We start from the raw sequence: 24437 nt of genomic DNA, 5'->3' as shown, positions 1-24437 counted from the left end.
AAAGATTTATACATATTCTATCTGCTTTTATTATATTTTAATCAAGTTTTTATTTTGTATTTGAAGCATCAGGTTTAGGCTGTATTATAGCAGAGAGAACTAAAAATACTATTAAGCTTGCAACAATACCAGGTATTATAGGGTCAACTCCAAATAAATTGATATTTTTATTGTATTGGAAAAATATTGTAACAACACTTCCGGCTATCAATGATCCCATACTAGCAGCCGCAGAAAGTTTTTTATTTGTATAGTTCCCAAATAAATACGGAATAAATACTCCGGCAGCTCTCAAACTAAATGAGAACATAAGTATTGTTATTAAGTTTGAAGCCTTAAAAGCTATAAACATAGATATAAGCCCAACTGCAATCATACATGCTCTTCCTAAAAAAAGTAATTGTTTATCAGTGGCATTTTTATTAATGTATTTTTTATATATATCATTTGTGGCAATTACTGACACTGCAAGCATATCGGAGTCAGCAGATGACATAGTAGCAGATATTAAGGCAGAAAACAATAATCCCACTATAACAGGAGGCATAGTGTGAATGGCTAAAACAGGCAAAATATATCTTGTACCTTCAGAAGTAAGAAGTTCAGAAGTAATAAGTCCGTCTTTAACCACGCTTGAAGCAATCAAACCTAAAAAAGCAGGAAATAAAGAATATAATATACATACTAATCCGCCGACTAAAGAACCTATCATTAAAGATTTAGAGTCCCTAGCAGAAAAAAATCTCTGACTTATTTCAGGACCAACTGAATATGATGCAATATACATTATAGTTAAAGATATTATAGTAGGCCAGCCCATACCTGCTGTAAAAGATTTTTGAGCGGATGTTAAATTTGCTGCCACATGTTCAAAACCGCCTGCATAATGTAAAGCAAAAGGTATGGCAACTAAACTTCCTATAAATACTAATGAGCCTTGAATTAAATCAGTAAAAGCAACACCCCAAAGTCCTCCCATAGATGAATACGCAGTAACTACTATTGTAACTATTACTACTGATAATTTATAATTCCAGCCTGTCATAACAGTCAAAATACTTGCTGAAGCTATTATCTGAGCGGCTGTTATACCTATCATAGGAAGTCCCATTATTATAGAAGTTACCAAAGCATTAGCCTTTCCGTATCTTTTATAAAAATATTCTGATACAGTAGTAACCATTGCATTTCTAAATCTCTGAGCCAAAAAAGCAAGAACTAAATATGCAATAGAAGCTGTTATTACATACCAAACAGCAGAAAGCCCCCATTTACCATAAGCCTGTTCTGCCAAACCTAAGGAAGTACCGCCTCCAATATTTGTAGCAGCTAAAGTTCCAGCCAAAAGTACAGGTCCTAAATTTCTTCCAGCCAATGCAAAATCATTACTACTGCTGATTTTCTTACTAGAGTACACACCTATAAGAAGCATAGCTGCCAAATATACAACTACTATAATTATTACTATAGTTCCTCCCATAATTAAAAACTCCTTGAATATTTTTTGTTTTTTATAAAAAATATGAATAAGTCATTATAATATTTTTTTAATTAAAAAAAGCCATCTTTTTGTAAAAAAACACAAAAATTTTTAGATTATTTTAAAAAATCATAATATTTTTTTAATTTACTAGTTTGTAATATTTGCATTTTTCTGCCATTTGTTAGATTTTAAATAATACATACTAAAGAAAGTATTAATTATATAACATATACCCATAGAAAGCCATATACCCACAAGTTCAAAATGAGGCGATAAAGCATAAGCTAAAATTGTCCTTAAAATTAATGTTGTTGAAGTGGTGAAAGCCATTATTACTATAGTTTTTCCTGCTCCGTTTATAACACCATTACATACAAACATCACAGAATAAAAAATAAATATAGGCATTATAGTATAAATATAGCTTCTTGCATATTCAAAAACTTGAGTATCTTTTGTAAACATTCTTATAAGTAAGTATGGATTAGTTATTGAGAATATACTCATAATAGAAGAAATTATAATTCCTATAATGATTCCGCTTTTTAGAATTTCTTTTACTCTCTCTAATTTTTTAGCTCCGATATTCTGTGCAGACATTGTCATAACAGCATTTCCCAAAGCTCCCATAGGCATTATAAAAAGAGATTCTACCCTATTTACTATAGCAACTGTTGCACTTGCAGCTTCCCCAAAACTGCTTATAAGCCTAGTTATAACAAGCCAGCCGAATGCTACTATAAATTGATTGAATGAAATAGGTATTCCTAATTTCAGTATTTTTTTAGTCATATTCAAATCGAATGTAAATATAAAAGGATTAATTTTTATAAAGCTGTTTTTTATTCTTAAATAAGTTGTACTTATAAATACAGAAGTAAACTGAGATATAACAGTGGCAATTGCCGCACCTTGAAGACCCATTGCCGGTATTATCCAAAAACCTTTTATCAGTATAGGATCTAATATTATGTTAATTATAGATGATACAATCAAAAATATTAATGGTCTTACAGTATCTCCTACGGCTCTTAATATAGAAGAAATAAAAAAGTAAGTATAAGCAAAAGGCATACCCAAAATAGATATTCTTAAATATATTAAAGCCATATCCATAGCATTTTCAGGAGTTTTCATCATTACCAATATATTTCTTGAAAATATCAGCATTAAAGCTCCGACAGTAACAAGTATTATAACTCCCAAAGTGGTAGATACTTTTATAACATGGCTTACAGTATCATAATCTTTAGCTCCATAATATTGCGATACTATAACTCCGTTCGCCATATTTACACCAAAAGCAAAAGAACCCATGATAAGCATTATTGGAAAACTTACCGCAACAGCAGAAAGTCCAAGCGGTCCTATAATATTACCTATCCAAATACTATCTACTATATTATATACAACATTGAGCATATTAGAAAGCAATATCGGAATAAGGAGTTTTAATAATGTGGGAACAACTTTTGCTTCTGTGAGATCTGTTCCTATATGATTAGCCATTGATACTTTTTACACCTATTATTTAATTAAATTTACAGCAATATTATAAACCAAATAATAATTAATTGAATAGTAAAAAGAGAAATTATTTTTACTATTCAATACTATTTTTTAATTAAACGCACGGTTAATTAAATTTTATATATATTAAAATTAGAATTACAAATCGATCTATATTTAATGATTTCGCTTAAAGTGCGTTATGTATATTATAAATTTAAATAAATCTAGGGTGGGGTTTATTAATAACAGTTAAAGCTAAAATGATAAATAAGATAAAAATAACAGATTAAATTGATAAATATAAAGGGCGGGGTATGTAATTAATGTCTTTATTTATTTTTATCAACTTTTCCCAAAGCACACCATACTTAACAGTACTTCCTTCGATTGCAGGCACGCTTCGCTAAAGTGCAATTAAAAAATAAATATATTATAAAATTCTTTTACTGTATGTTAAATGAATTTTAAATATAATTAATACTTTTATGGTGCTAAAATGCTAGTTAATTTTTATAATTAAAAAAAACAATATATTACAGCTTCATTTCAAACCATATTCTTCTTTAAGATATTTTATATTTTCTTTAGCATATTCATTATTAGGATCTAATTTTAAAGCCTTTTTATAATCTTTTAAAGCCTCTTCATAAAGACCTAAATTTTCTTTAGAATAGCCTCTATTATTATAAGCATCAGCATAATCAGGATTTAATTTTATAGCCTTGTCGAAATCTTTTATAGCCTCTTCATAAAGACCTAAATTATCTTTGGCGTTTCCCCTATTATTATAGGCAAAAGCATAATTAGGATTTAATTTTATAGCTTTATCATAATCTTTAATAGATTCTTCATAAAGCTCTAAATTATATTTTGAATTACCTCTGTTGTTGTAAATAACCGCATCATCATCTGCTATTTTTATAGCTTTGTTAAAATCTTTTATTGCTTCTTTAAAAAGTCCAAGCTCATTTTCTAATACTCCTTTATTATGATAAGCATCAAACAAATTAGGATCTATTGATAAAGCTTTGTCAAAATCTTTTATAGCTTCTTCTAAAAGTCCTAAATCGCTTTTAAGAAGTCCTCTGTTATAATAAGCATCTGTATAATCAGCTCTTAATTCTATAGCCTTATTATATTCTTCTATAGCTTCTTTTAAAAATCCAAGTTTAGTTTTGGCAATACCTTTATTATAATAAGCATCTGCCATATTAGGGTTTAACTTTATGGCTTCATCATAATATTTTATAGCTTCTAAATATTGTCCATTAGCACTTTTATAAATACCTTTAGAATTATAATCATGATAATCAGTAAGAATGTTTAAACTATCAATATCAACTTTTTTCTTATTGTCAACTATATTTGTGAAACTGCCTATAAGATATATTTTATCTGAAATTATTTTATTTAATTCTTCATTAAAAGTTTTTGCTCTTTCGTTAAAATCATCAAAATCGGAATAGTTTTCTGCATCAATATTATTTAAAAAATAATTAAATTCATCTACACACTTATTTAATTCTATTTTGAAATTTTCTAATTTGTTTTTAGCTTCTTTTACATGTTGCATAAATAAAAAATTAGTCATTGCTGACATTTTTAACTCCTATAACTATTTATTATTAATATACAAGTTACAATTTTGTATATGATACAATTATATCATAATATACACCTAAACAACTATATTTTGTCAAAATAAATTTATAGTTTCTTTTTAATATATGGGGCTTTGCCCCATACCCCAGTTCTTTTATTGGTATAAAAGAACCAAAACAACTGCATTTTTAACCTAAAATTATGGTATTACACCATATTTGATACATATTCTTAAAATATAAAGTTCTAGCAATTGCGTTGCCATAGGCAGCAACTTTGACAAAGTCCGCAGAGCGTGTGCGGCAAAAAAGTTGATAATACATTTATAAAAATATAGAAATTTACAAAATATATTTGTTTAGGTATATACTAAAACTTTTTAAGTTTATCAATTTTTCCAAAATTAAAACAAAAAATAAAACAGCTGCTAATATTATAATTTATAAAGAAATATTTTTATCTTTACAAAATTCAGCTGCTAAATCTATATCTGTAAATTCCTCTTTTATAATATCTTTGAATACCATAAGATTAAATTCATCTTCTAAAGCTAACTCATAAGATTTCTCCAAATCATCTAATGCTGACTTCTCTAAATCACTATAACATTTTTGTGATTGATTAATTTTTGATATAATTTTACCAAAAAATGATTTCTTCTCATCTGTTTTATTTTCTAAATTACTCTCTTTTGATAAAAGAAATTTTACTTTAGACCTTAAAATATACAAAAACCAATCATTATTATTTAACTCAATAGCTTTATTATAATTTTCGATACTTTCTCTATATTGATGTAAATAATCATAGCAAGAAGCTTTTTCACTGTAATAATTTGGATTATTTGGATTATATTCTATAGCTTTGTCTAAATCTGAAATAGCTTCAGCATAATTTTTTAAATACTTTTTAGAACATCCCCTGCAATAATAAGCATTAAAATGATTAGGATTTTTATTTATCAGTATATCAAAATCTTTTATAGCTTCTTCGTACTTTAATGCTCTATATTTAGTATATCCTCTTTCATAATAAACATCAAAATTATCAGGATACTCTTTTATTATTTTATCGTATATTTGTAAAGCCTCTTCATATCTGTTCATATTAGATAAACAAAAAGCAATATTATAATAGGTACTAAGTTTATTAGGCTCTATTTCTAATACTTTGTTATAATACTCTATAGCCTTATCATATATAGCTTCTCTTGAATATATAAGTCCAATATTAGTATAAATATCTGCTTCATCATAGCCCAATTCCAATGCCCGATTAAAATCTTCCAAAGCCTTATCATAATCTTCTAAACTTATCTCAGCAAGAGCAATATTATAATAAGCTAAGCTATAATGAGGATTTATTTCTAATGCTCTTTTATAATAGTCAATAGCTTCTTGATAATTTCCGCAATTATGCTCGATAAGTCCTAAATTGATATAAGCAGCTGAATATTGAGGATTTATCTCCAATGCCTTATTATAATATTCAATAGATTTATCATAATCATGCATTTCATAATAGGCTAAACCAATATTATAATATGCCATGTCCATAGAAGTATTTAACTCTAATGCTTTATTGAAATTTTTAATAGCTTCTTCATAATTTCTTTTATAATGATATACTAATCCAATACTATTATATATTTCGGCATTATTAGTATTTATTTCTAAAGCCTTATTTAAATAAGATAAAGCCTCATCATATAATTCTAATTCTATTTTTATCAAAGCAATTTCATTGTAAATACCAATATCATTACTATTTATTTCAAGTATTTTTTCTAAATAAAATAAAGCTCCGCCATAATCACCTAAAGCTCTTTTAATTAAAAATATTTTAAAATAAGTATCTGCACTATTAGGATAAATGATAAGTGCTTTTTCTAAATATTCCAAAGCCTCATCATTTAAATCTAATTTATGCAAAGCAAAAGCAATATCATAATATGCATCAATAAAGTTAGGATTTATTTCTAATGCTTTTTTTAAATATTCTAAAGCTTCCTCCATATATCCTGAATCAATTTTTATATTTCCTATTCTGTCATAAATATAAATGTCATCAGGATACATTTCTATAATTTTATTTAAATATTCATTGGCTTCACTATGTAATCCTAAATCAGATTTTATAAAATAAATTTTTAAATATGTTTCAATATTATTAGGCTCTATTTCTAAGGCCTTATTTAAATAGTATAAAGCCTCATCATCTAAACCTATAGAATGTTTTATCAAAGCAATGTTATGGTAGGCGGTAATGAGATTAGGATTTATCGCTATAGCCTTCTCATAGCATTTTAAAGCTTCATCAAATTCATTTAGATTGTATCTACATAAACCAATATAGTTATATACAAAACTTGCTGTATAATTTTTATCTAATTCTACAACTTTATTAAAATCATTTATAGCTTCTTCAAATTGAGATAAATAAAACTTACATAATCCTCTGTTATGATAAAGATCACAAGAATCACCATTATAAAATATAACTTTATCAATATATTCAATAGATTTTTCATAGTCTTTATTTTCAAATGATTCCTTAGCTTTATTTAATAATTCTTCAATACTATTATTACTATTATTCATGATACACCCCATATTGTTTTTTAAGACTTTTCATATTTCCAATTTCATATTTATTAATCTAATAATATTATATTATAAAAATAATTTAATACTATAAATTTGCTTGTTTTATTTTTTATATTTAGTATTATTGATGTGGAATTATTATCAGTTTAATTATTAGGAGTAAATTTATGACTTATAAAGAAATTATAGAAAATGCCAAAGACTGTATGGGTTTCTGTAAGGCCTGCATTATATGTAATGGTAAGGTATGTAAAAATAGTATGCCCGGACCAGGTGCCAAAGGAATAGGAGATGTAGCCATTAGAAATTATGACAAATGGAGAGAGATAAGACTTAATATGGATACAATATGTTCTAATGAAGATGTTGATACTTCTTTTGAACTATTCGGCAAGAAATTCAAATATCCTATATTTGCCGGTCCTGTAGGTGCAGTTCAGCTTCACTATGGCAATAAATATACAGAAGAAGAATATAATGATATATTAGTAAAATCATGTCATGAGGCTGGTATTGCCGCTTTCACTGGAGACGGAACTAATCCTAATGTAATGATTGCTGCTACTACTATGATAAAAAAACAAAACGGCGTAGGAATACCTACTGTTAAGCCTTGGAATATTGATGTTATAAAAGAAAAAATGAAATTAGTTGCAGACTCAAATGCCTTTGCTGTTGCTATGGATGTTGATGCTGCAGGACTTCCTTTTTTAAAAAATCTTACTCCGAAAGCAGGAAGCAAAACTATTGATGAATTAAAACAAATAAAAGAGATTGCCAAAATACCATTCATAGTAAAAGGAATAATGACTGTCAAAGGAGCTAAAAAAGCAGTTGAGGCTGGAGCTGATGCAATAATAGTATCCAATCATGGAGGACGCGTACTTGATCAATGCCCTTCTACTGCTGAGGTTTTACCAGAAATTGCTGATGCTGTTAAAGGAAAAATAAAAATATTAGTAGACGGCGGAATAAGAAGCGGGGCTGATATATTAAAAGCACTTGCTATAGGGGCTGACGGAGTTGTTATTGCTAGAACTTTTGTAATAGCAGCTTACGGCGGAGGAGAAGAAGGCGTTAAATCTTATGCAGAACAATTAGGTGCTGAACTTGAAGATGCTATGACTATGTGCGGAGTTCATAATTTAAAAGAAATAACAAGAGATATAGTAAGACTTTAATTTATTTAATTTTGATTAATTTTATTTTTTAAACTCAATATAGAGAGCTTTCAAAAAACTTTTTATATTGAGTTTATTTTTTAATAAATAGTTTAAAATGATATACTTGTTTAAAAAGTCATAGGCAAGATTAAGTATAAAATTATAAACAAATGTTTTACATATTATATAACTTATTATTTTGTATATAAATATGTAGTATTTCGTGAGTTAGTCTGCACAATCATAAATAAAATTGTTTTTGAAACAAGTATATTATTTATTATATTACTGTCTTCTTATATCAGTAAAAGTTCCGCCTAAAAAAGTTTTCCAAGCTGGATCATCAGGATTTGAGGCATTAGGTATTTTTAGAGTTTTTAGCTGAGTGCTTGAAAAAATTTTACCATCAAAAGTTATATTATTGGGAGATGTTCCTAAATATGTAACAGTAGTTAATTGAGATCCGCTTGAGCCTGAAAATGCTCCGCTTTTTATAACCTTAACAGAAGCAGGTATTGTTAATTCAGTTAATGCAGTAGAATAATGAAATGCATTTTTTTCTATAGTTTGAATATTATTTCCCAATGTTAATTTTTCTAATGAATAGTTTAAGGCAAATGCATTATCATTTATAGTGATAACAGAATCAGGTATTTTTACTTCTTTTAAATTATTATTAAGTCCATTAAAAGCAAAACTTTCTATAGTTTTTACAGTATTTTCTGGAAATATAAAATTAAGAATTATATTTTGAGAAGGCTTTCCCATAAACATAGAACTATTTATAGTAGCATTTTGAAACTCAATATTTCTTATATCCATAATTATATCAGAGATACCGATTTTCTCTGCCTCATCTATTACCAAACATGATACAGAATTTTTCTGCGAATATTCTAGCTTAGGCACACCTATAAATATGAGTTTATAATAACCATTATCTTTATAATATTCCTGAAGTCTATCTCTTATCTGACTGCTTATAACAGAATCCTCAAGCCCTACATCAATACCGTATTTCATTACCTCTTTATCAAGAATTTCTATAGGAGAATTAAAATCAGAACATGAAGTTAATAATATTAATGAAAATATTGTTATTATAATTTTTTTAATCATATATATTTCCTACTCTATTATGATATCATTATAATACAAAAAATCAACAAATAAGTTTTACATAACAAAAAACTTTTGACTTTAATAAATAAAAAATAAAGCCAAAAGCTGATATTATAAAAAATATATAAGTTACTGCTTTTTTACAGTTGTAAAACTAGCACCTAAAAAAGTTTTCCAAGAAGCATCATCAGGATTATCAGCATTAGGTACTATTAAAGTAGTGAGTTTATCACAACCTTTAAATATATCGCTTCCAACAGATAATATATTAGGTTTTGCTCCCAAATAAGTAAGTGTAGTTAATTTCTGAGAAAATGCAAATGCTTGCATTCCTATTGACTTTACTGAAGCTGGTATTGTAAGTTCTGTAATACTAATAGTGTCAAAAGCAGCGTCTCCTATTGATTCCAATGAAGAAGATAATTTTAATATTTCTATTGGTGCTCCGCTGAATGCTCCCATTCCTATTGATGTTACTGAGTTTGGTATTACCACCTCTTTCAATGCATTATTATATAAAAATGCCATATCTCCTATAGTTTTAAGACCATTACCTAATGTTAATTTCTCTATATTTTGGCAATTATTAAATGCATCATTTTCTATTGAAGTTATAGAATCTGGTAATATTATTTCTCTTATATTGTACAAATTATCAAAAGACATGCTTGCTATTGTTTTTATCTTATCTTCTGGAAATATAAAATTAAAATTTATAGTATCATCAATAGTTTCTCCAGAAAACATACCAGTATTTATAGTTTCATTTTGGAAATCAATATTTCGTATATCCAGATCTATATTTTTAGCAGTACCTACATTAACAGCTGCTTTAACAGTTAAAATAGAAAGTGATTCTACTGTGCTTTTAGTATAATCTTTAGGAACACCTGTAAATATCAATCTATATGAACCCATCTCTTTATAATAAGCTTTTAGATTCTCTTCTATCTTTTGGCTTATTTCAGCATCGTTCAGACTTATATCTATAGCATATTTTGTTATTAATTCTTCTTCTGTGGGGACCTTATCATTATTACTATTAGGTGATACAATTTCTGGTGAACAAGATACAAGTAATAATGTCAATATCAATAAAATATTTTTAATCATTATTTATCCTCTAAATTAAAGTTAATTATATAATAACAAAAATTAGAAAAATGTGTTTTTATTTAAAAAAATATAAATTTTTATATTATAAATAGTTTTATATAATTTATTTCTTGTATTATAATAAATTACATAAAATTTTACCATATGTATTTTTTAACAATACTATATATTTTATTTGAAAGAAAATTATGATTATTGAAAAATAAATTATTAATAATAAAAAAACTTATACTGCTAAATTTTATTAAACAGTATAAGTTACATTATATTTGTTAGTACGGTAATTATAATATATCTTTTATTTCTACAACTTTAACTTCATCTATAAATAGATTCATCACTACTAATTTAATACTTTTTGTTTTAGATTCTATATTTGAAGCCTGTGTCAAATAATAATAATTGCATCCCTGAACTATTTGATGTGCCAAATAAAGCTCAGCTTCATAATCAAGACCTAAAACATTATACATACCTTTTGAAAATAATTTAAGCAGATTATTAGCTTCTGTAGAATTAATTATTCTTATAGGAGCCTCATCTTCTTTAGAACATATTATTCCTCCTATTGGAGAAGCTGAACTTTCTAATATAGTTTCTCTTCTTACAATACAAGTTTTTCCTGTTTCATTAATATTTATTATTATTAATTCATAATAAGGTAAAGGATTAAGCACAGAAGGCTCATTTCTGGATATATAGGCATGATTTACACCATGAACTACTTGTTTTCCTAAATAAAGCATTAATTCCATGCGTACACCTAATAAATTAGTTCCTTTTTTAAAAATATCTTCAATATCTTTAGGTATGTCATTTTTTTGTTGTATATTTATTTCAAAACTTACTAACATGATAAAAACTCCTTAAATTTATTCTTGATTAATTATTTAAGATTATAAAGAGCAAATATATTATGTAAACTATATATAGTAGGCATTAAAAGGAAATATGCAACCGATAATATAAATATGTTTTATTTGTAGAAATTAATTTGCTAAATATTAAGCTTTATTTAATTAATTATAAAATTAATAATCTCTTTCTATTGTCTCAGTCAATTTATTATTAGTGTAATCCAAACCAAAGAAATCAACTACTTCAGAGGTTATATTATCATATACTATTATATTAACACCATTGGTAGTTTTTCTTAAATTGCTCCTGCTTATCATTATTCTGTTTCCGCTGTCAACTACTAAATCATTGTATTTATTAAGCTCTTTATGATAAAGATAATTAGTTTCGCCCATTGAAGAAAATACTAATTTATTTTTATCTATAACATAAGAAACATTATTAGTATACATTTCATTAGTAATATTAAAATTAGAATAAAGCCCTTTTATAACATTATCATTAGTATTGTACTTGCCCAACATATTTATTACTATAGTATAATCATTAAGATTAGTTATTTTTGTTATATAGTTATGAATATTATCTATATCTCTAAGATTCATATCATAAACTCTATTGTATTCGTATAAAGCATTTTTCTCCCAAGTATTATAATTGCTGTCTCCTCTTCTGTCAGGAAAATCAAAATTATCTTTTAAATATTTTCCTAAAAATGAAGTATATTTTTCTACTCCCTTATAGTTTAAATGCCCAGCATCATTATAATCAGTCCAAAAATCCAAATCATAATCATCATAATAATGATTAAAATTCATAAAAGGAACATCATATTCTTTTGCAATCTCACCTACCCTATTAAAATGTCTAGCCTCATCATCAGTCATAGGGAAAGGAGAGGCTATAACTACTATAGGTATATTATTAGTTTTGGCAAGCTCTAATATTTTTCTGTAATAGGTTTCCTGCTCTTCAAGTAAAGGCAGAGTATCTTTTATATTTCTTATATTAGGCTCTTTAACAGGAAATGTTTTATTATGAAAAGAATAGCCTTTGAAATATTTATAATGATTATAATTATTAGCATAAGGAATAAAGTCTTCATCTTTTAAATCTTTATATCTGTTATGGTATCTATACATTGGGTTAATAAACTCATCAAATCTATCTGCAGCAGTAATTTTTAAAGAGTTTATTCTATTTTGAGACCATCTTAATGCATAAGTAGCTGCTACTATTTGATAATCTACGACATTAGTTCTGCTTGCTGCTATAATATAGGACTCTAATGCTATTAATTTAGGTTTTTGATATTTTAAAGCTTCTATTAAATAATGATATGTACTCCATATAGGCTGGCTTCCAGATGTAAAATTATAAGCGGCAATTCCATACTCATTATATAAAGCAGCCGGATTAATATTATAGTGTACATGACTGCTTCCAAGAATAAGTAAATCTATGCTGTTAGTTTTCTGTTCATAAAAACTGTCGCCCTGATATATACCATTCTCATTTTTAAATCTTAATACTCTGCTGGAAGTCCAGAGTAATATAATAAATACCGCTATAAAGCAAATAATTTTTAATGTGTTTTTTATCATATATAAACAGCCTATTATTTTTTATATTTAACTTAAATAAATACCGAAACTTTTTAGTTTATAAATATATTCTTATTTTTACGCAGCTTTATATCAAAAGTGTAATTAACAAATTCTATATACATAGTTAATAAAACTTTTATTATATTGTTTAATACCTCCTAAAACTGAAAATATATAAACTGCTTAGGATCAAAGCCTGCACCATATTTGCCGTATATGATTATAAAAAATAACAAGAAAAATATTACAGCCCATCTGAAATACAAGCATTGATTTTTTAAAAACTCATAAATAGTTTCTTTCTTTATATACTTAATAACATCAGCTAAAAATAACACTATCAAAGATATTATAAGTATATTCATTTCAAAACTGTCTAGTCCCAATTTATATAAAGAGCCGTCAAACAAACGCCATAAATCTATTTTAGTAAACATTCTCTTTATATAATAAAATGCGTCATGTATAGTTTCTGCCCTAAAAAATATCCAAGCTAAATCTACTATTATAAATGTAATAATCACTTCAAGAAGTTTAAAACTGAAACTTTTCACCTTCACTCCAAATTTATTTAAAACATTATTTCTAAACTTTGAAGTAATATCTTCTATTAAATAGCATATACCATGAATAGCACCCCAAGCTATAAATGTAAAATTAGCTCCATGCCATAAACCGCTTACAAGAAAAGTTACTAATATATTAAAACTTCTTCTTAATTTTGAGCATCTGTTTCCGCCTAAAGGTATATAAAGATAATCTCTAAACCAAGTAGATAATGATATATGCCATCTGGCCCAAAACTCTTTTATGCTCCTAGCAAAATACGGAGTATTAAAGTTTTCCATTAAGTCTATTCCCATAACTTTGGCAGTTCCTATTGCTATAAGTGAATAGCTTGCAAAATCACAGTATATCTGCACTGCAAAAAGTAATGCTGATAATAATAATTCGCTTGAGTTATAAATATAATATCTGTTGAAAACAGTATCTACTAATATAGAAGCTCTATCTGCTATTACCATTTTCTGAAAATAACCGAAAAGCATCAAAATAAGCCCTTCAGTTATTCTTTGATAATCGAATCTTTTTATTTTATCCATATTCTGAATTTGCCCAAGCAAATGCTTAGAACGCTCTATAGGACCTGCTACTAGCTGCGGAAAAAATGATACAAACAATGCATACTTGATAATATTTTTTTCAGATTTTATTTCTCCTCTGTAAACATCTATTGTGTAACTTAATGCCTGAAAAGTGTAAAACGATATTCCAACAGGAAGTATTATATCAAAAGGCTTTTCTATTAATTTTATATTAAATGCCGATAAAATCATATTTATATTTAATAGTAAAAAATCAAAATACTTGAAAAATACTAGTATTGCAATATTTATTATAAAGCTGAAAGCTACAACTATTCTTTTATATTTTAATTTTTCTATTAATATGCCGCTTAAAAAAGTTACTACAGTAGATGTTCCCATTAACAATGCATACTTTGGATTCCAAAACATATAAAATATATAACTAGCTATGAAAAGACATATATATCTTAATTTTTTTGGAAATATCCAATATAAAATAAGCGTTATAGGAAAAAATATCAAAAAATCTGTAGAATTAAAAAGCATCTATATAACTCATAATAAAATATACATTTATAACTTATAAAACAATTAATTGTAATATGAATTATATAAAAAAGCTAGATTAAAATTTAATATATTATATATAAAATAATCTATGAATCAAAAATTCATTTTAAAAAAATTATATATATTCTCTTTTGCTGTATTTTCTAAAATATCATTTTTTCCGTTTATAATAACATCCAGCTCATCCCCTACTTTCAATTTCAACTGTATAAGCCCTATAATCTTTTTTAAATCTTTTAAATTTTCACCTTTTTTTACAGATACTTCACAATTACTGTCTTTAGCTATTTTGGCAAGTTCGCTTAAAGGTCTTGCATGTATATTACTTATATTGTTAATAGTGTATTTAAACTCTGTCATAAAATCCTCATTTTATTCTGAATTACTTTTAAGTAAAAAAATTAAATTTTCAAAAGTTTTATTATCTATTAATTTCTTTACACTGCTCTCATTGAGAAGAAAATTAATAGTATATTGATAAAATTTTTTTAAATCATCATTTTTATTTGATACCGAAATCAAAAATACCACCTGAACATTATTCTTCTGCCATAATATAGGCTTATCTAATACAGCAACATACACAAATGTATCTTTTGTAACAACCTCTATAGGATGCGGTATAGCAACTAAATTACCAATATCCGTTTCTGCTAATTGCTCCCTTTTCATGACCAATTCATAAAAATTATCAGGTATATTTTTATATTTTTTTATATTCACACATATATTCTTTATGATTTCTTCTTTTGTATCACCTTTTATATCTGTTGTAAACATTTCTTTTTTATAATAATCTAAAATAATATTTCTATTTAAAGATTCAAATGAATTTTTAACATTAATAATATCATCACTCTTCAAAAAATTACTTATATAGACTATTGGAACAGGCAATTTAAAACTAATCGGAACGGTAGAAAATACATAATCTACCTGATAAAAATTAAAATCCTTTAATCCAATTAAATCTACAGCATAAATATTTTCTATGTAATCATTAAATTCTTTTCTATACTTTGTAACCAATAAATTTGAAGTTGTTTTTCCGCTGCCGCAAACTATTAATATATTCATTTTATTTATATTTTCTACTGTTTCTTCTAATCCTATTTGAAACAATAATGATAAATATCCTATTTCATCTTCTGATATATCTTTGTTATAATACTCCTTCAATATCACAGCACTTTCCGAGGCTAATAAAAATGAAAGACTGTAATTATTTTTTATATCATTAAGCATAGGATTTTTTTGAAATATATTGTACCTTATTCTTATATCCAAAGGTATCATATGCTGATTAAGAAGAAGTATCAAATTAAAATTATTTCTTAAATCTATTTTTAAATTTTTATATACCATATCAAGCATTTTATAAATTATAGCAGAAAACTTATCCTGTATTACAGAATTATAATTTTTAATAGAAAATAAATTTTTAGAAGCTATATGTATAGCTATATATATAATTTCCGCACCATTAAACTTTATATCGATTTCATTTTGTATCTGCTTTATCAATTCTTCTGATAATCTTATCTCTTCAGCTATATCTTTAACAATATCATTCTCACAATCACATATAAAATTATTATTTTTTATTCTGCTTATTGAAACATTTATATATTGAATAAAATTTTCTAAATTAATTTCTGAAAATTTTATTTCATATTTATTGAGAAAATTTATAATTATACTTATTAATTTTTCATTCATATTATTTTCATATAAAAAATCATTTAAATAATTACATATTATAAAATTTCTTATATCAAATTCATTTCCTATTAATCTTATGCCATAATTAGGTCTTCTTTCAAGTGTAAGATTATAATATTTTAAATTATATTCCATAATCTTGAATATATTTGTTAAAGTAGTTTTAGATACATCTAAAGAATCGCATATATCATCAGTCTTTATATATTCACTATTCATTTCTAATAAATATTTAAAAATAATTCTAATTCTGTAATCAATATCATTATTAATATTAGATAAAAAATCAATAGATTTAAAATTATCATAATTATCACATACCAATTTATATCCGTATCTAGGTTTTGATTCTATATTTATATTAAGTTTCTGCAATTCATAATTGATTTCTCTTATCTTTGTTCTGATTGTTTTTTCACTTACATTTAATTGTTTTGATAAGGCTTCAGCAGTTATATATGAATCTGTTGACAACAGTGATAATATTTCTTTTATATACTTAATATTCATAAATATAACTTTATTGTATAATTTTTCCTTTTATTATATACTTTTTTATAAAAAGAAAAAGCTAATAAATTACCATATTAATACTGAAATTTTATTGTTTGAGTTATTTTTTAAAAACATTATTATTGTGAAAAATAAAAAAAGGAGCAAAGCATGAAAAAGATTTTACTTTTATGTTCTGCTGGTATGTCTACCAGTATGATAGTAAAAAAGATGCAGGATAAAGCTAAAGCAGACAATATCGATGCAGAGATAGAAGCTGCAAGTATTTCAAGATTTGAAGAATTAGCGGATAGTTATGATATTTTCCTATTAGGACCTCAGGTTAAATACATGAAAAATGAACTAACTAAAAAAGCTAATGCTAAAGGAAAGCCATTAGATGTTATAGATTTTAAAGACTATGGAAAAATGGATGGAGCTAAGATATTAGATTTTGCTTTAAATTTAAAATTATAATCTGTTAATATTAGAACATATTATGAATGATAAAATTATTAGTTATATAGAAAACAAAATAGCTCCATTTGCAGCTAAATTATCAAATAATAGATATCTCTCATCAATAAAAGATGCATTTGATTATATTACGCCGTTTTTAATAGTAGGCTCTTTTATACTTTTAATATTTAACCTACCTTTTAAAGATGAAAATAGCTTTTTATATATTGAATGGTATGATAATTTTACAGCTGCATTTTCAGGACATTTCATTCAAATATTCAATGTAAGTATGGGCTTATTATCATTATTTATTGCCTATGGTATAGGATATTCTTTGGCTGCTTCTTATAATTTAAGCAGTGTTACTGGAGGGTTCTTATCTTTATTTGCATTTTTAATTATATCGGCTAAAGTAAGTGCTTTATCTGTTTCTGAAGATTTTGCCGGAATATTTTTAGTAGAAGCCGCAAGTAATATTAATGTATTAGATGCAAGATTTTTAGGTGCTGAAGGAATATTCTCTGCTATAATAGGCGGTATAATTTCAATAGAAATTTATAGATCCTTAGTAAGCAAAAAAATGACTATAAAACTCCCTGATTCCGTACCCCCGGCAATAGCAAAATCTTTTGAAATAATAATACCTATAGCTGTTGTGGGAATATTATTCCAAATAATAAATATAATAATACAGAAAAAATTACTTATGTTAACTTCTAAACTAATAGATAATATAACTTCTCCTTTACTGTCAATGTCAGATAGTTTAGCATTGGTAATAATACTTCTTTTAATTATACATATATTATGGTTTGTAGGTATACATGGGGCAAATGTAATCAATGCAATAATCAGCATAATAACATTATCAAATTTAGCTTTGAATCAGGCAGCTTTACAGGCTGGAGAGGCTTTCCCCAAAGTAGTAGCAGGAGAGTTCTTTAATGTTTATGTATATATAGGAGGAGCAGGTGCTACATTAGGTTTAGCAATAGCTATGGCATTAAGTAAAAATGAGCATTTAAAATCTATAGGCAGGGTTTCTATAATACCGGGAATATTCAACATAAATGAGCCTATTATGTTTGGTACTCCCATTGTTATGAACCCTATATTATTTATACCTTTTATTTGTGTTCCTATAATTAATGCTGTAATAGCATATACAGTTTTGAAAATAGGTATTGTAGGAAAAATTATAGCTCTTGTAACTTGGACTACACCGGGACCTTTAGGAGCTTTGATAGCATCAAATTTCAATATTCCTGCTATGGTTTTGAGTTTATGTTTAGTATTATTATCATATTTAATATATACTCCTTTCATCAATGCTTATGCTAAAACTTTACAAGATAATTAAAAAATAAGGATAAAAAATATGAACGACAAAATTATTAATTTTATAGAAAATAAAATAACACCAGCAGCAGCTAAATTAGCTAATAACAGATATTTAAATGCTATTAAAGATGCATTTATTTATACTATGCCTTTCTTAATAGTAGGTTCTTTTGTACTTTTGATATTTAATTTACCTTTTACAGATAAAAGTAATTTTTTATATATGGGTTGGTATGATAATTTTGCTAAAAATTTCACAGGAAATTTTATTCAAATATTCAATGTGAGTATGGGGATATTATCAGTATTCGTTGCTTATGGTATAGGATATTCTTTGGCTGGTTCTTATAATTTAAGCAGTGTTACTGGAGGATTCTTATCTTTATTTGCATTTTTCCTTATAGCAGCTAAGGTAAATGCTTTATCTGTTGCTGAAGATTTTGCAGGAATATTTTTAGTAGAAGCAGGAAGCAATATTAATGTATTAGATGCAAGATTTTTAGATGCTAAAGGAATATTCTCTGCTATAATAGGCGGTATAATTTCAATAGAAATTTACAGATTCTTGGTAAGTAAAAAAATGACTATAAAACTTCCTGATTCCGTACCGCCGGCAATAGCAAAATCTTTTGAAATAATAATACCTATAGCTGTTGTAGGAGTATTATTCCAAATAATAAATATAATAATACAGAAAAATATGATGATACTTGTACCTAATTTGATAATGAAAATTATTTCTCCTTTATTATCAATATCAGATAGTTTACCATCAGTAATAATACTTCTTTTAGTTATACATATATTATGGTTTGTTGGAATACATGGTGCTAATGTTGTTAATGCTGTAATCACTACAATAACATTATCAAATTTGGCTTTGAATCAAGCAGCTTTACAGGCTGGAGAGGCTTTGCCAAAAGTAGTAGCAGGAGAGTTCTTTAATGTTTATGTATATATAGGAGGAGCAGGTGCTACATTAGGTTTAGCAATAGCTATGGCATTAAGTAAAAATGCCCATCTTAAATCTATTGGAAGATTATCAGTAATACCTGGGTTATTTAATATTAATGAACCTATTATGTTTGGTACTCCTGTTGTTATGAACCCTATACTATTTATACCCTTCATTTGTGTACCTATAATTAATGCCATAATAGCATATACAGTTTTAAAAATAGGTATTGTAGGAAAAATTGTTTCTTTAGTGCCTTGGACAACTCCTGGTCCATTAGGTGCTTTCTTATCTACTAATTTAAGTGTACCTGCTATGATTTTGAGTTTATGTTTAGTATTATTGTCATACTTAATATATACTCCTTTTATCAATGCTTATGCTAAAACTTTACCGGATAATGAATAAATCTAAAAGATAAAAATAGGAGAACATATAAATGAAAGAGTTAGGAATATCTATTTACCCATTTCACTCAAAAATGGAAGATAACAAATCTTATATAGATTTGGCATCTAAATACGGATTTACAAGATGTTTTATGTGCCTGCTCTCTGTCGATAAATCTAAAGATGAAATAACTAATGAATTTTCAACTATTATAAATTATGCCAAAGAAAAAGGAATAAGAACTACTTTAGATATATCTCCTGCTGTATTTAAACATCTGGATATAGATTATAAAAATCTTGACTTCTTCCATAAATTAGGAGCTTGGGCTGTAAGATTGGATTTAGGATTTACAGGCAATGAAGAAAGTTTAATGACATACAATGAATATGATTTAAAGATAGAATTAAATATGAGCAATGATACAAATTATCTAGATAATATAATGAAATATTATCCTAATACAGATAATCTGATAGGCTGTTATAATTTTTATCCTCATGCATATACAGGGCTAGACAGAACACTTTTTAAAAACAGTATGAAACGTTTTAAAAAATATTCTATAAGCTCATCTGCGTTTGTAAATGCCAAAGAAGCCGCTTTCGGACCTTGGCCTGTAAGCGATGGTATTTGCTCTTTAGAAGAACATAGAAATATGCCTATAGATATTCAAGCTATGGAATTATTTGCTCTTGGCGTTGATTGTGTTTTCATTGCTAACTGTTATGCAAATGAAAATACTTTAAAAACATTATATAATATGGATAAAAGATTAATAACTTTTAAAGCAGAATTAGTAAATTCAATTCCAAAAGAGGAAAAAAGTATTGTATTAAATATGCTTCATCAAAATAGATTAGATGCTTCTGCAGATGTTATAAGATCTTCAGATACAAGAGCAAAATATAGAGGACATAATTTCAAAATATTTAATGCAGTTTCCGATATAAAAAGAGGAGATATACTAATAGATTCATCAGAATATGGAAGCTATAGCGGAGAAATGCAAATAGCTTTGAAAGATTTAAAAAATACCGGAAGAACTAATGTAGTAGGAAGAATTAAAGATGAATATTTATTTCTGCTCGATTATATAAGTCCGGCTAAAAGATTTATTATAATAGAATAATTTTATGGAGTTTATTACTTATGACACAAGATTATGAAACATTTATGGAAGAAAATGTATTTCCGATTATAGCATTAGCCGGAGAAAGTAAGAGTTTAGCTTATGAGGCTTTAAGGCTTGCTAAAGAAAATAAATTTGAAGAATCCGATAAAAAAATGAATGAAGCTGATCAATTATTACTGCAGTCCCATCAATACCAAACTGATTTAATATCGAAAGAAGCTAATGGCGAAAGTTTTGTAATAAACTTACTTTTTATACATGCACAGGATCATTTAATGACTGCAATAAGCGAAAAAAATTTAATAAATGAGCTTATTGACATATTGAAAATGAACCATAAATAATTTTTTATTCTCAAATTAATTAATAATGGGTATTATTCATTTAATACCCATTTAATTATTTTTCTCATCATATTTTCTTTATATTTTATGCAATTAAAAAATATTTTAATTTTTATACTAATACTATTAAAAGAACATGATTTTTAAAAAATTCTATAAGTAAATGCTTGATATAAAAATAAAAATACTATATCATTTTTGGTATAAAACTGGGGAGCTTGAAAAGGCTGAGAGGAAGTTTAAATAGTTTGACTTCGACCCTTATAACCTGTTTGGGTAATGCCAGCGTAGGGAATTATCTCTTTTATTAATTTTTCAAATACGGCTAATAAAATGAGACCTTTTCTAAAGTTGGTCTTGTTTTATTAAAAAATATCAAGCAAGACTAAAAATTTCAATAAAACAAAACAAACGGTGTTATAAAAATCTCTATTTTTTTAATATATCAAGGAGCTTTTTATGACTTCAATACAAAAATTTATTATTTTGTTATTTCTATTTGTATCCTTCATATCTTGTAAAAAACAAACGAAAAATATTAAAGATGAAATCACTGTAAATCTAGGATATGAACTTAATACTATAGACCCCACTTTAAATGATGAAACTTACGGATACATTTATATTAATCATGCATTTGAAGGACTTCTTAATAAAGATATAAATGGCAATATTGTAGAAGGCGTTGCTGAAAAATGGGATATAAGCGATGATAAACTAACATATACATTTCATTTAAGAGATAATGCAAAATGGAGCGACGGTAAAAAAGTAACAGCTGATGATTTTGTTTATTCTTATAGAAGAGCAGCAGACCCAAAAACAGCTTCGCCATTAAGCTATTTAATGGAATATATAAAAAATGCTAAAGACATAATAAGAGGCAAACAGAGCGTAGAAAATCTAGGAGTTACGGCTATAGATGAAAATACATTAGTGATAGAACTTGAAGAGCCTACAATATATTTTACTGACTTATTAGCATCAGGAGGCGTATATATGCCTGTAAGAGAGGATATAATAGAAAAATACGGTGATGATTGGACTTGGAATCCTGATACTTATATATGTAACGGTGCTTATAAAATGACAGAAAGAAAACCTGATGAAAAAATAGTTTTTGAAATTAATACTAATTATTGGAATTATACAAATCAAGTTTCTAAAAAAATAAATTTCGTTTTGATAGCCGATGAATATATTTCACTTAATGCTGTTAGGACAGGAGATGTTGATTTTTCTATAAATGCTCCCCCTATTGGAGAGATAGAAAATCTTATAAAAGAAAATCTAATGGCAGTAAGCGATATTATAGGTATTTATTATATAGACTTAAATACTAAAGATAAAACACTATCTGATAAAAGAGTAAGAAAGGCATTATCTCTAGCAATAGACAGAAACTATATAGTATCAAATATAGGATATGGTAAATTAATATCAGCAGAAGCATTCGTACCTCCAGCAGTAAAAGGACTTGAAAAATCATTCAGAGAAGAAAGCAGTAATTATATTATAGCTAATAATTATAATAAAAATGTTGAAGAAGCAAGAAAATTATTAGCCGAAGCGGGATACCCAAATGGAGAAAACTTTCCTATTTTAGAGTTAAAAGTATCATCAGGATTTTATACTACAGTTATGGAAGCAGTACAGCAAATGTGGAAAGAAGCACTTAATATAGAAATAGCTGTAAGAACAGAAGAATCAAAAATTACTCTGCCTTTTAGAGAATCTGGAAATTATCAAATGGCTAGAACAAGCTGGACAGGTGATTATAATGATCCTCTTACTATGCTTCAAATTATGACAAGCGATAGCGATATAAATTACGGAGGCTTTTCAAATGAAAGATACGATTCTTTAATAGATTTTGCCATTACGGCAACAAATGCAAAGAAGAGAATGGGGGCGTTAAAAGAAGCAGAATCTATACTTTTTGAAGAAGTACCTATTATACCTTTTATATATAGAACTGACTTTTTGGTAGTTAATCCCAAATTAAAAAATTATATTGATGAGCCTTTGGGCAGATATAAATTTAATTATGCATATATAGAAGAATAGCAAAAGTAAGAAAATATACTTGATAAAATAAAAACATAAAAATCTAATAATTAATACTCAAATAAAAAGGAGAATAAGATGAAATTTTCAGAAATAGTTTGGAAAAAAAATGAAGGGCTATATAAAAAAATAATTGATATGCCATTTAATAAAGAGCTTATGGAAGGTACTTTAGATAAAGAAAAATTTGCTTATTACATAGAACAAGACAGCCTATATCTAAAATACTACTCTAAAGTATTAGCAACAATATCTTCAAAAATAAATAATAATGCAGATTATGCTATTGCTTTTTTAAAATCATCTATGAATGCCTATATAGTAGAAGAAGAAATTGTACATAAATATTTCAGAGACGCTTTTCAATTAAAAAATACAAATAAAATTACAACTGCCAATATTGGTTATACTAGTTTTTTAATTAACACGACTCATACTGAGGCTTTTGAGGCAGCTGCTGCTGCTATACTTCCATGCTTTTGGATATATAATGAAGTAGGAAAACACATAAAAGAAAATGCAAAAATAGAAAATAATCCATACAAAAACTGGATTGATGCTTATGCTGATGAAGAGTTTTCAAAATCAACAGAAAATATGATTAAAATTATTGATGAGCTATATAATAATGCTTCTGATTATGTCAAAGAAAAAATGATAATTGCTTTTGATATAGCCTTTGTTTGGGAGTACAGATTTTGGAATGATGCTTATAATTTAGATGATTTTTATAATGTGTGAAATTTATTTAAATAAATTAAGTTAACTAATTGAAATTTAATTCCCTGTATGATATAATAAT

19 protein-coding genes and 1 riboswitch are annotated in these 24437 nt (G+C 26.4%); of the genes, 8 read left to right on the top strand and 11 right to left on the bottom strand.

The genetic code is table 11. From position 1 onward, the window contains the following. Positions 1-49: 49 nt before the first annotated feature. The 4 genes from BHAMNSH16_RS10990 to BHAMNSH16_RS10975 form a co-directional block, all read right to left on the bottom strand. Positions 50-1480, bottom strand: coding sequence for a sodium:solute symporter family protein (locus tag BHAMNSH16_RS10990; RefSeq protein WP_008730924.1), 1431 nt, complete (start codon positions 1478-1480; stop codon positions 50-52). A 150-nt stretch (positions 1481-1630) separates the two neighbouring features. Next, positions 1631-2992, bottom strand: a complete 1362-nt coding sequence (locus BHAMNSH16_RS10985; protein ID WP_008730925.1) for an MATE family efflux transporter — start codon at positions 2990-2992, stop codon at positions 1631-1633. A gap of 544 nt (positions 2993-3536) precedes the next feature. Beyond that, a complete protein-coding gene (locus BHAMNSH16_RS10980; RefSeq protein WP_008730926.1) occupies positions 3537-4595 on the bottom strand; it encodes a tetratricopeptide repeat protein in 1059 nt (352 codons plus the stop codon). A 442-nt stretch (positions 4596-5037) separates the two neighbouring features. Next, the gene (locus BHAMNSH16_RS10975) at positions 5038-7197 is read right to left on the bottom strand and encodes a tetratricopeptide repeat protein (protein ID WP_069731683.1); all 2160 of its coding nucleotides are present in this window, start codon (positions 7195-7197) and stop codon (positions 5038-5040) included. 173 nt (positions 7198-7370) lie between these two features. On the opposite strand from BHAMNSH16_RS10975, the gene BHAMNSH16_RS10970 reads away from it, so the two are divergent. Next, positions 7371-8384, top strand: a complete 1014-nt coding sequence (locus BHAMNSH16_RS10970; protein ID WP_008726962.1) for an alpha-hydroxy-acid oxidizing protein — start codon at positions 7371-7373, stop codon at positions 8382-8384. 267 nt (positions 8385-8651) lie between these two features. Here the strand turns inward: BHAMNSH16_RS10970 and BHAMNSH16_RS10965 are convergent, their stop codons facing one another. The 7 genes from BHAMNSH16_RS10965 to BHAMNSH16_RS10935 form a co-directional block, all read right to left on the bottom strand. Then, positions 8652-9485 (bottom strand): leucine-rich repeat domain-containing protein, encoded by an 834-nt coding sequence (locus BHAMNSH16_RS10965; protein WP_069731684.1) that lies wholly within the window; start codon positions 9483-9485, stop codon positions 8652-8654. A gap of 132 nt (positions 9486-9617) precedes the next feature. Continuing rightward, complete coding sequence (locus BHAMNSH16_RS10960; protein WP_069731685.1) at positions 9618-10601, bottom strand: leucine-rich repeat domain-containing protein; 984 nt, start codon at positions 10599-10601, stop codon at positions 9618-9620. Between the two features lie 287 nt (positions 10602-10888). After that, the gene (locus BHAMNSH16_RS10955; RefSeq protein ID WP_008732784.1) at positions 10889-11458 is read right to left on the bottom strand and encodes a hypothetical protein; all 570 of its coding nucleotides are present in this window, start codon (positions 11456-11458) and stop codon (positions 10889-10891) included. A gap of 177 nt (positions 11459-11635) precedes the next feature. Then, positions 11636-13066: an SGNH/GDSL hydrolase family protein gene (locus BHAMNSH16_RS10950; RefSeq protein WP_069731686.1), complete on the bottom strand. Its 1431-nt coding sequence runs from the start codon at positions 13064-13066 to the stop codon at positions 11636-11638. A 161-nt stretch (positions 13067-13227) separates the two neighbouring features. Next, positions 13228-14703, bottom strand: coding sequence for an MBOAT family O-acyltransferase (locus tag BHAMNSH16_RS10945; RefSeq protein ID WP_069731687.1), 1476 nt, complete (start codon positions 14701-14703; stop codon positions 13228-13230). Positions 14704-14820: 117 nt separating this feature from the next. Further along, entirely contained in the window at positions 14821-15087 is a 267-nt protein-coding gene (locus BHAMNSH16_RS10940) for an HPr family phosphocarrier protein (RefSeq protein ID WP_069731688.1), read from the bottom strand. Between the two features lie 12 nt (positions 15088-15099). Next, positions 15100-16959 (bottom strand): BglG family transcription antiterminator, encoded by a 1860-nt coding sequence (locus tag BHAMNSH16_RS10935; protein ID WP_088859752.1) that lies wholly within the window; start codon positions 16957-16959, stop codon positions 15100-15102. 153 nt (positions 16960-17112) lie between these two features. Between BHAMNSH16_RS10935 and BHAMNSH16_RS10930 the strand changes: the two genes are divergently transcribed. From BHAMNSH16_RS10930 to BHAMNSH16_RS10900, 7 genes are all read left to right on the top strand, one after another. Continuing rightward, a complete protein-coding gene (locus BHAMNSH16_RS10930; protein ID WP_008728615.1) occupies positions 17113-17418 on the top strand; it encodes a PTS sugar transporter subunit IIB in 306 nt (101 codons plus the stop codon). Positions 17419-17440: 22 nt separating this feature from the next. Continuing rightward, positions 17441-18763, top strand: coding sequence for a PTS sugar transporter subunit IIC (locus tag BHAMNSH16_RS10925; RefSeq protein WP_008728616.1), 1323 nt, complete (start codon positions 17441-17443; stop codon positions 18761-18763). Positions 18764-18781: 18 nt separating this feature from the next. Then, positions 18782-20107, top strand: coding sequence for a PTS cellobiose transporter subunit IIC (gene celB / locus BHAMNSH16_RS10920; protein WP_008728617.1), 1326 nt, complete (start codon positions 18782-18784; stop codon positions 20105-20107). A 31-nt stretch (positions 20108-20138) separates the two neighbouring features. Further along, the gene (locus tag BHAMNSH16_RS10915) at positions 20139-21221 is read left to right on the top strand and encodes a DUF871 domain-containing protein (protein ID WP_008728618.1); all 1083 of its coding nucleotides are present in this window, start codon (positions 20139-20141) and stop codon (positions 21219-21221) included. Between the two features lie 20 nt (positions 21222-21241). After that, complete coding sequence (locus tag BHAMNSH16_RS10910; RefSeq protein WP_008728619.1) at positions 21242-21568, top strand: PTS lactose/cellobiose transporter subunit IIA; 327 nt, start codon at positions 21242-21244, stop codon at positions 21566-21568. 200 nt (positions 21569-21768) lie between these two features. Then, a riboswitch (TPP riboswitch) is annotated at positions 21769-21879 on the top strand. Between the two features lie 148 nt (positions 21880-22027). Next, complete coding sequence (locus BHAMNSH16_RS10905) at positions 22028-23635, top strand: peptide ABC transporter substrate-binding protein (protein ID WP_008728620.1); 1608 nt, start codon at positions 22028-22030, stop codon at positions 23633-23635. A 78-nt stretch (positions 23636-23713) separates the two neighbouring features. Then, positions 23714-24376, top strand: a complete 663-nt coding sequence (locus BHAMNSH16_RS10900; protein WP_069732203.1) for a TenA family protein — start codon at positions 23714-23716, stop codon at positions 24374-24376. Positions 24377-24437 lie beyond the last annotated feature (61 nt).

The organism is Brachyspira hampsonii (assembly GCF_002214805.1).
GTDB classification, from domain to species: Bacteria; Spirochaetota; Brachyspiria; order Brachyspirales; family Brachyspiraceae; genus Brachyspira; species Brachyspira hampsonii.
Note: the sequence above shows the minus strand (reverse complement) of the source record. Positions and strands in the feature narration are given on the sequence as shown.

Coding starts and splice junctions, on each gene's coding strand:
- BHAMNSH16_RS10960 (WP_069731685.1), bottom strand. CDS start 10,601: ATGATTAAAAATATTTTATTGATATTGACATTATTACTTGTATCTTGT.
- BHAMNSH16_RS10940 (WP_069731688.1), bottom strand. CDS start 15,087: ATGACAGAGTTTAAATACACTATTAACAATATAAGTAATATACATGCA.
- BHAMNSH16_RS10905 (WP_008728620.1), top strand. CDS start 22,028: ATGACTTCAATACAAAAATTTATTATTTTGTTATTTCTATTTGTATCC.
- BHAMNSH16_RS10945 (WP_069731687.1), bottom strand. CDS start 14,703: ATGCTTTTTAATTCTACAGATTTTTTGATATTTTTTCCTATAACGCTT.
- BHAMNSH16_RS10985 (WP_008730925.1), bottom strand. CDS start 2,992: ATGGCTAATCATATAGGAACAGATCTCACAGAAGCAAAAGTTGTTCCC.
- BHAMNSH16_RS10910 (WP_008728619.1), top strand. CDS start 21,242: ATGACACAAGATTATGAAACATTTATGGAAGAAAATGTATTTCCGATT.
- BHAMNSH16_RS10950 (WP_069731686.1), bottom strand. CDS start 13,066: ATGATAAAAAACACATTAAAAATTATTTGCTTTATAGCGGTATTTATT.
- BHAMNSH16_RS10955 (WP_008732784.1), bottom strand. CDS start 11,458: ATGTTAGTAAGTTTTGAAATAAATATACAACAAAAAAATGACATACCT.
- BHAMNSH16_RS10975 (WP_069731683.1), bottom strand. CDS start 7,197: ATGAATAATAGTAATAATAGTATTGAAGAATTATTAAATAAAGCTAAG.
- BHAMNSH16_RS10980 (WP_008730926.1), bottom strand. CDS start 4,595: ATGTCAGCAATGACTAATTTTTTATTTATGCAACATGTAAAAGAAGCT.
- BHAMNSH16_RS10965 (WP_069731684.1), bottom strand. CDS start 9,485: ATGATTAAAAAAATTATAATAACAATATTTTCATTAATATTATTAACT.
- BHAMNSH16_RS10935 (WP_088859752.1), bottom strand. CDS start 16,959: ATGAATATTAAGTATATAAAAGAAATATTATCACTGTTGTCAACAGAT.
- celB (WP_008728617.1), top strand. CDS start 18,782: ATGAACGACAAAATTATTAATTTTATAGAAAATAAAATAACACCAGCA.
- BHAMNSH16_RS10990 (WP_008730924.1), bottom strand. CDS start 1,480: ATGGGAGGAACTATAGTAATAATTATAGTAGTTGTATATTTGGCAGCT.
- BHAMNSH16_RS10900 (WP_069732203.1), top strand. CDS start 23,714: ATGAAATTTTCAGAAATAGTTTGGAAAAAAAATGAAGGGCTATATAAA.
- BHAMNSH16_RS10970 (WP_008726962.1), top strand. CDS start 7,371: ATGACTTATAAAGAAATTATAGAAAATGCCAAAGACTGTATGGGTTTC.
- BHAMNSH16_RS10930 (WP_008728615.1), top strand. CDS start 17,113: ATGAAAAAGATTTTACTTTTATGTTCTGCTGGTATGTCTACCAGTATG.
- BHAMNSH16_RS10925 (WP_008728616.1), top strand. CDS start 17,441: ATGAATGATAAAATTATTAGTTATATAGAAAACAAAATAGCTCCATTT.
- BHAMNSH16_RS10915 (WP_008728618.1), top strand. CDS start 20,139: ATGAAAGAGTTAGGAATATCTATTTACCCATTTCACTCAAAAATGGAA.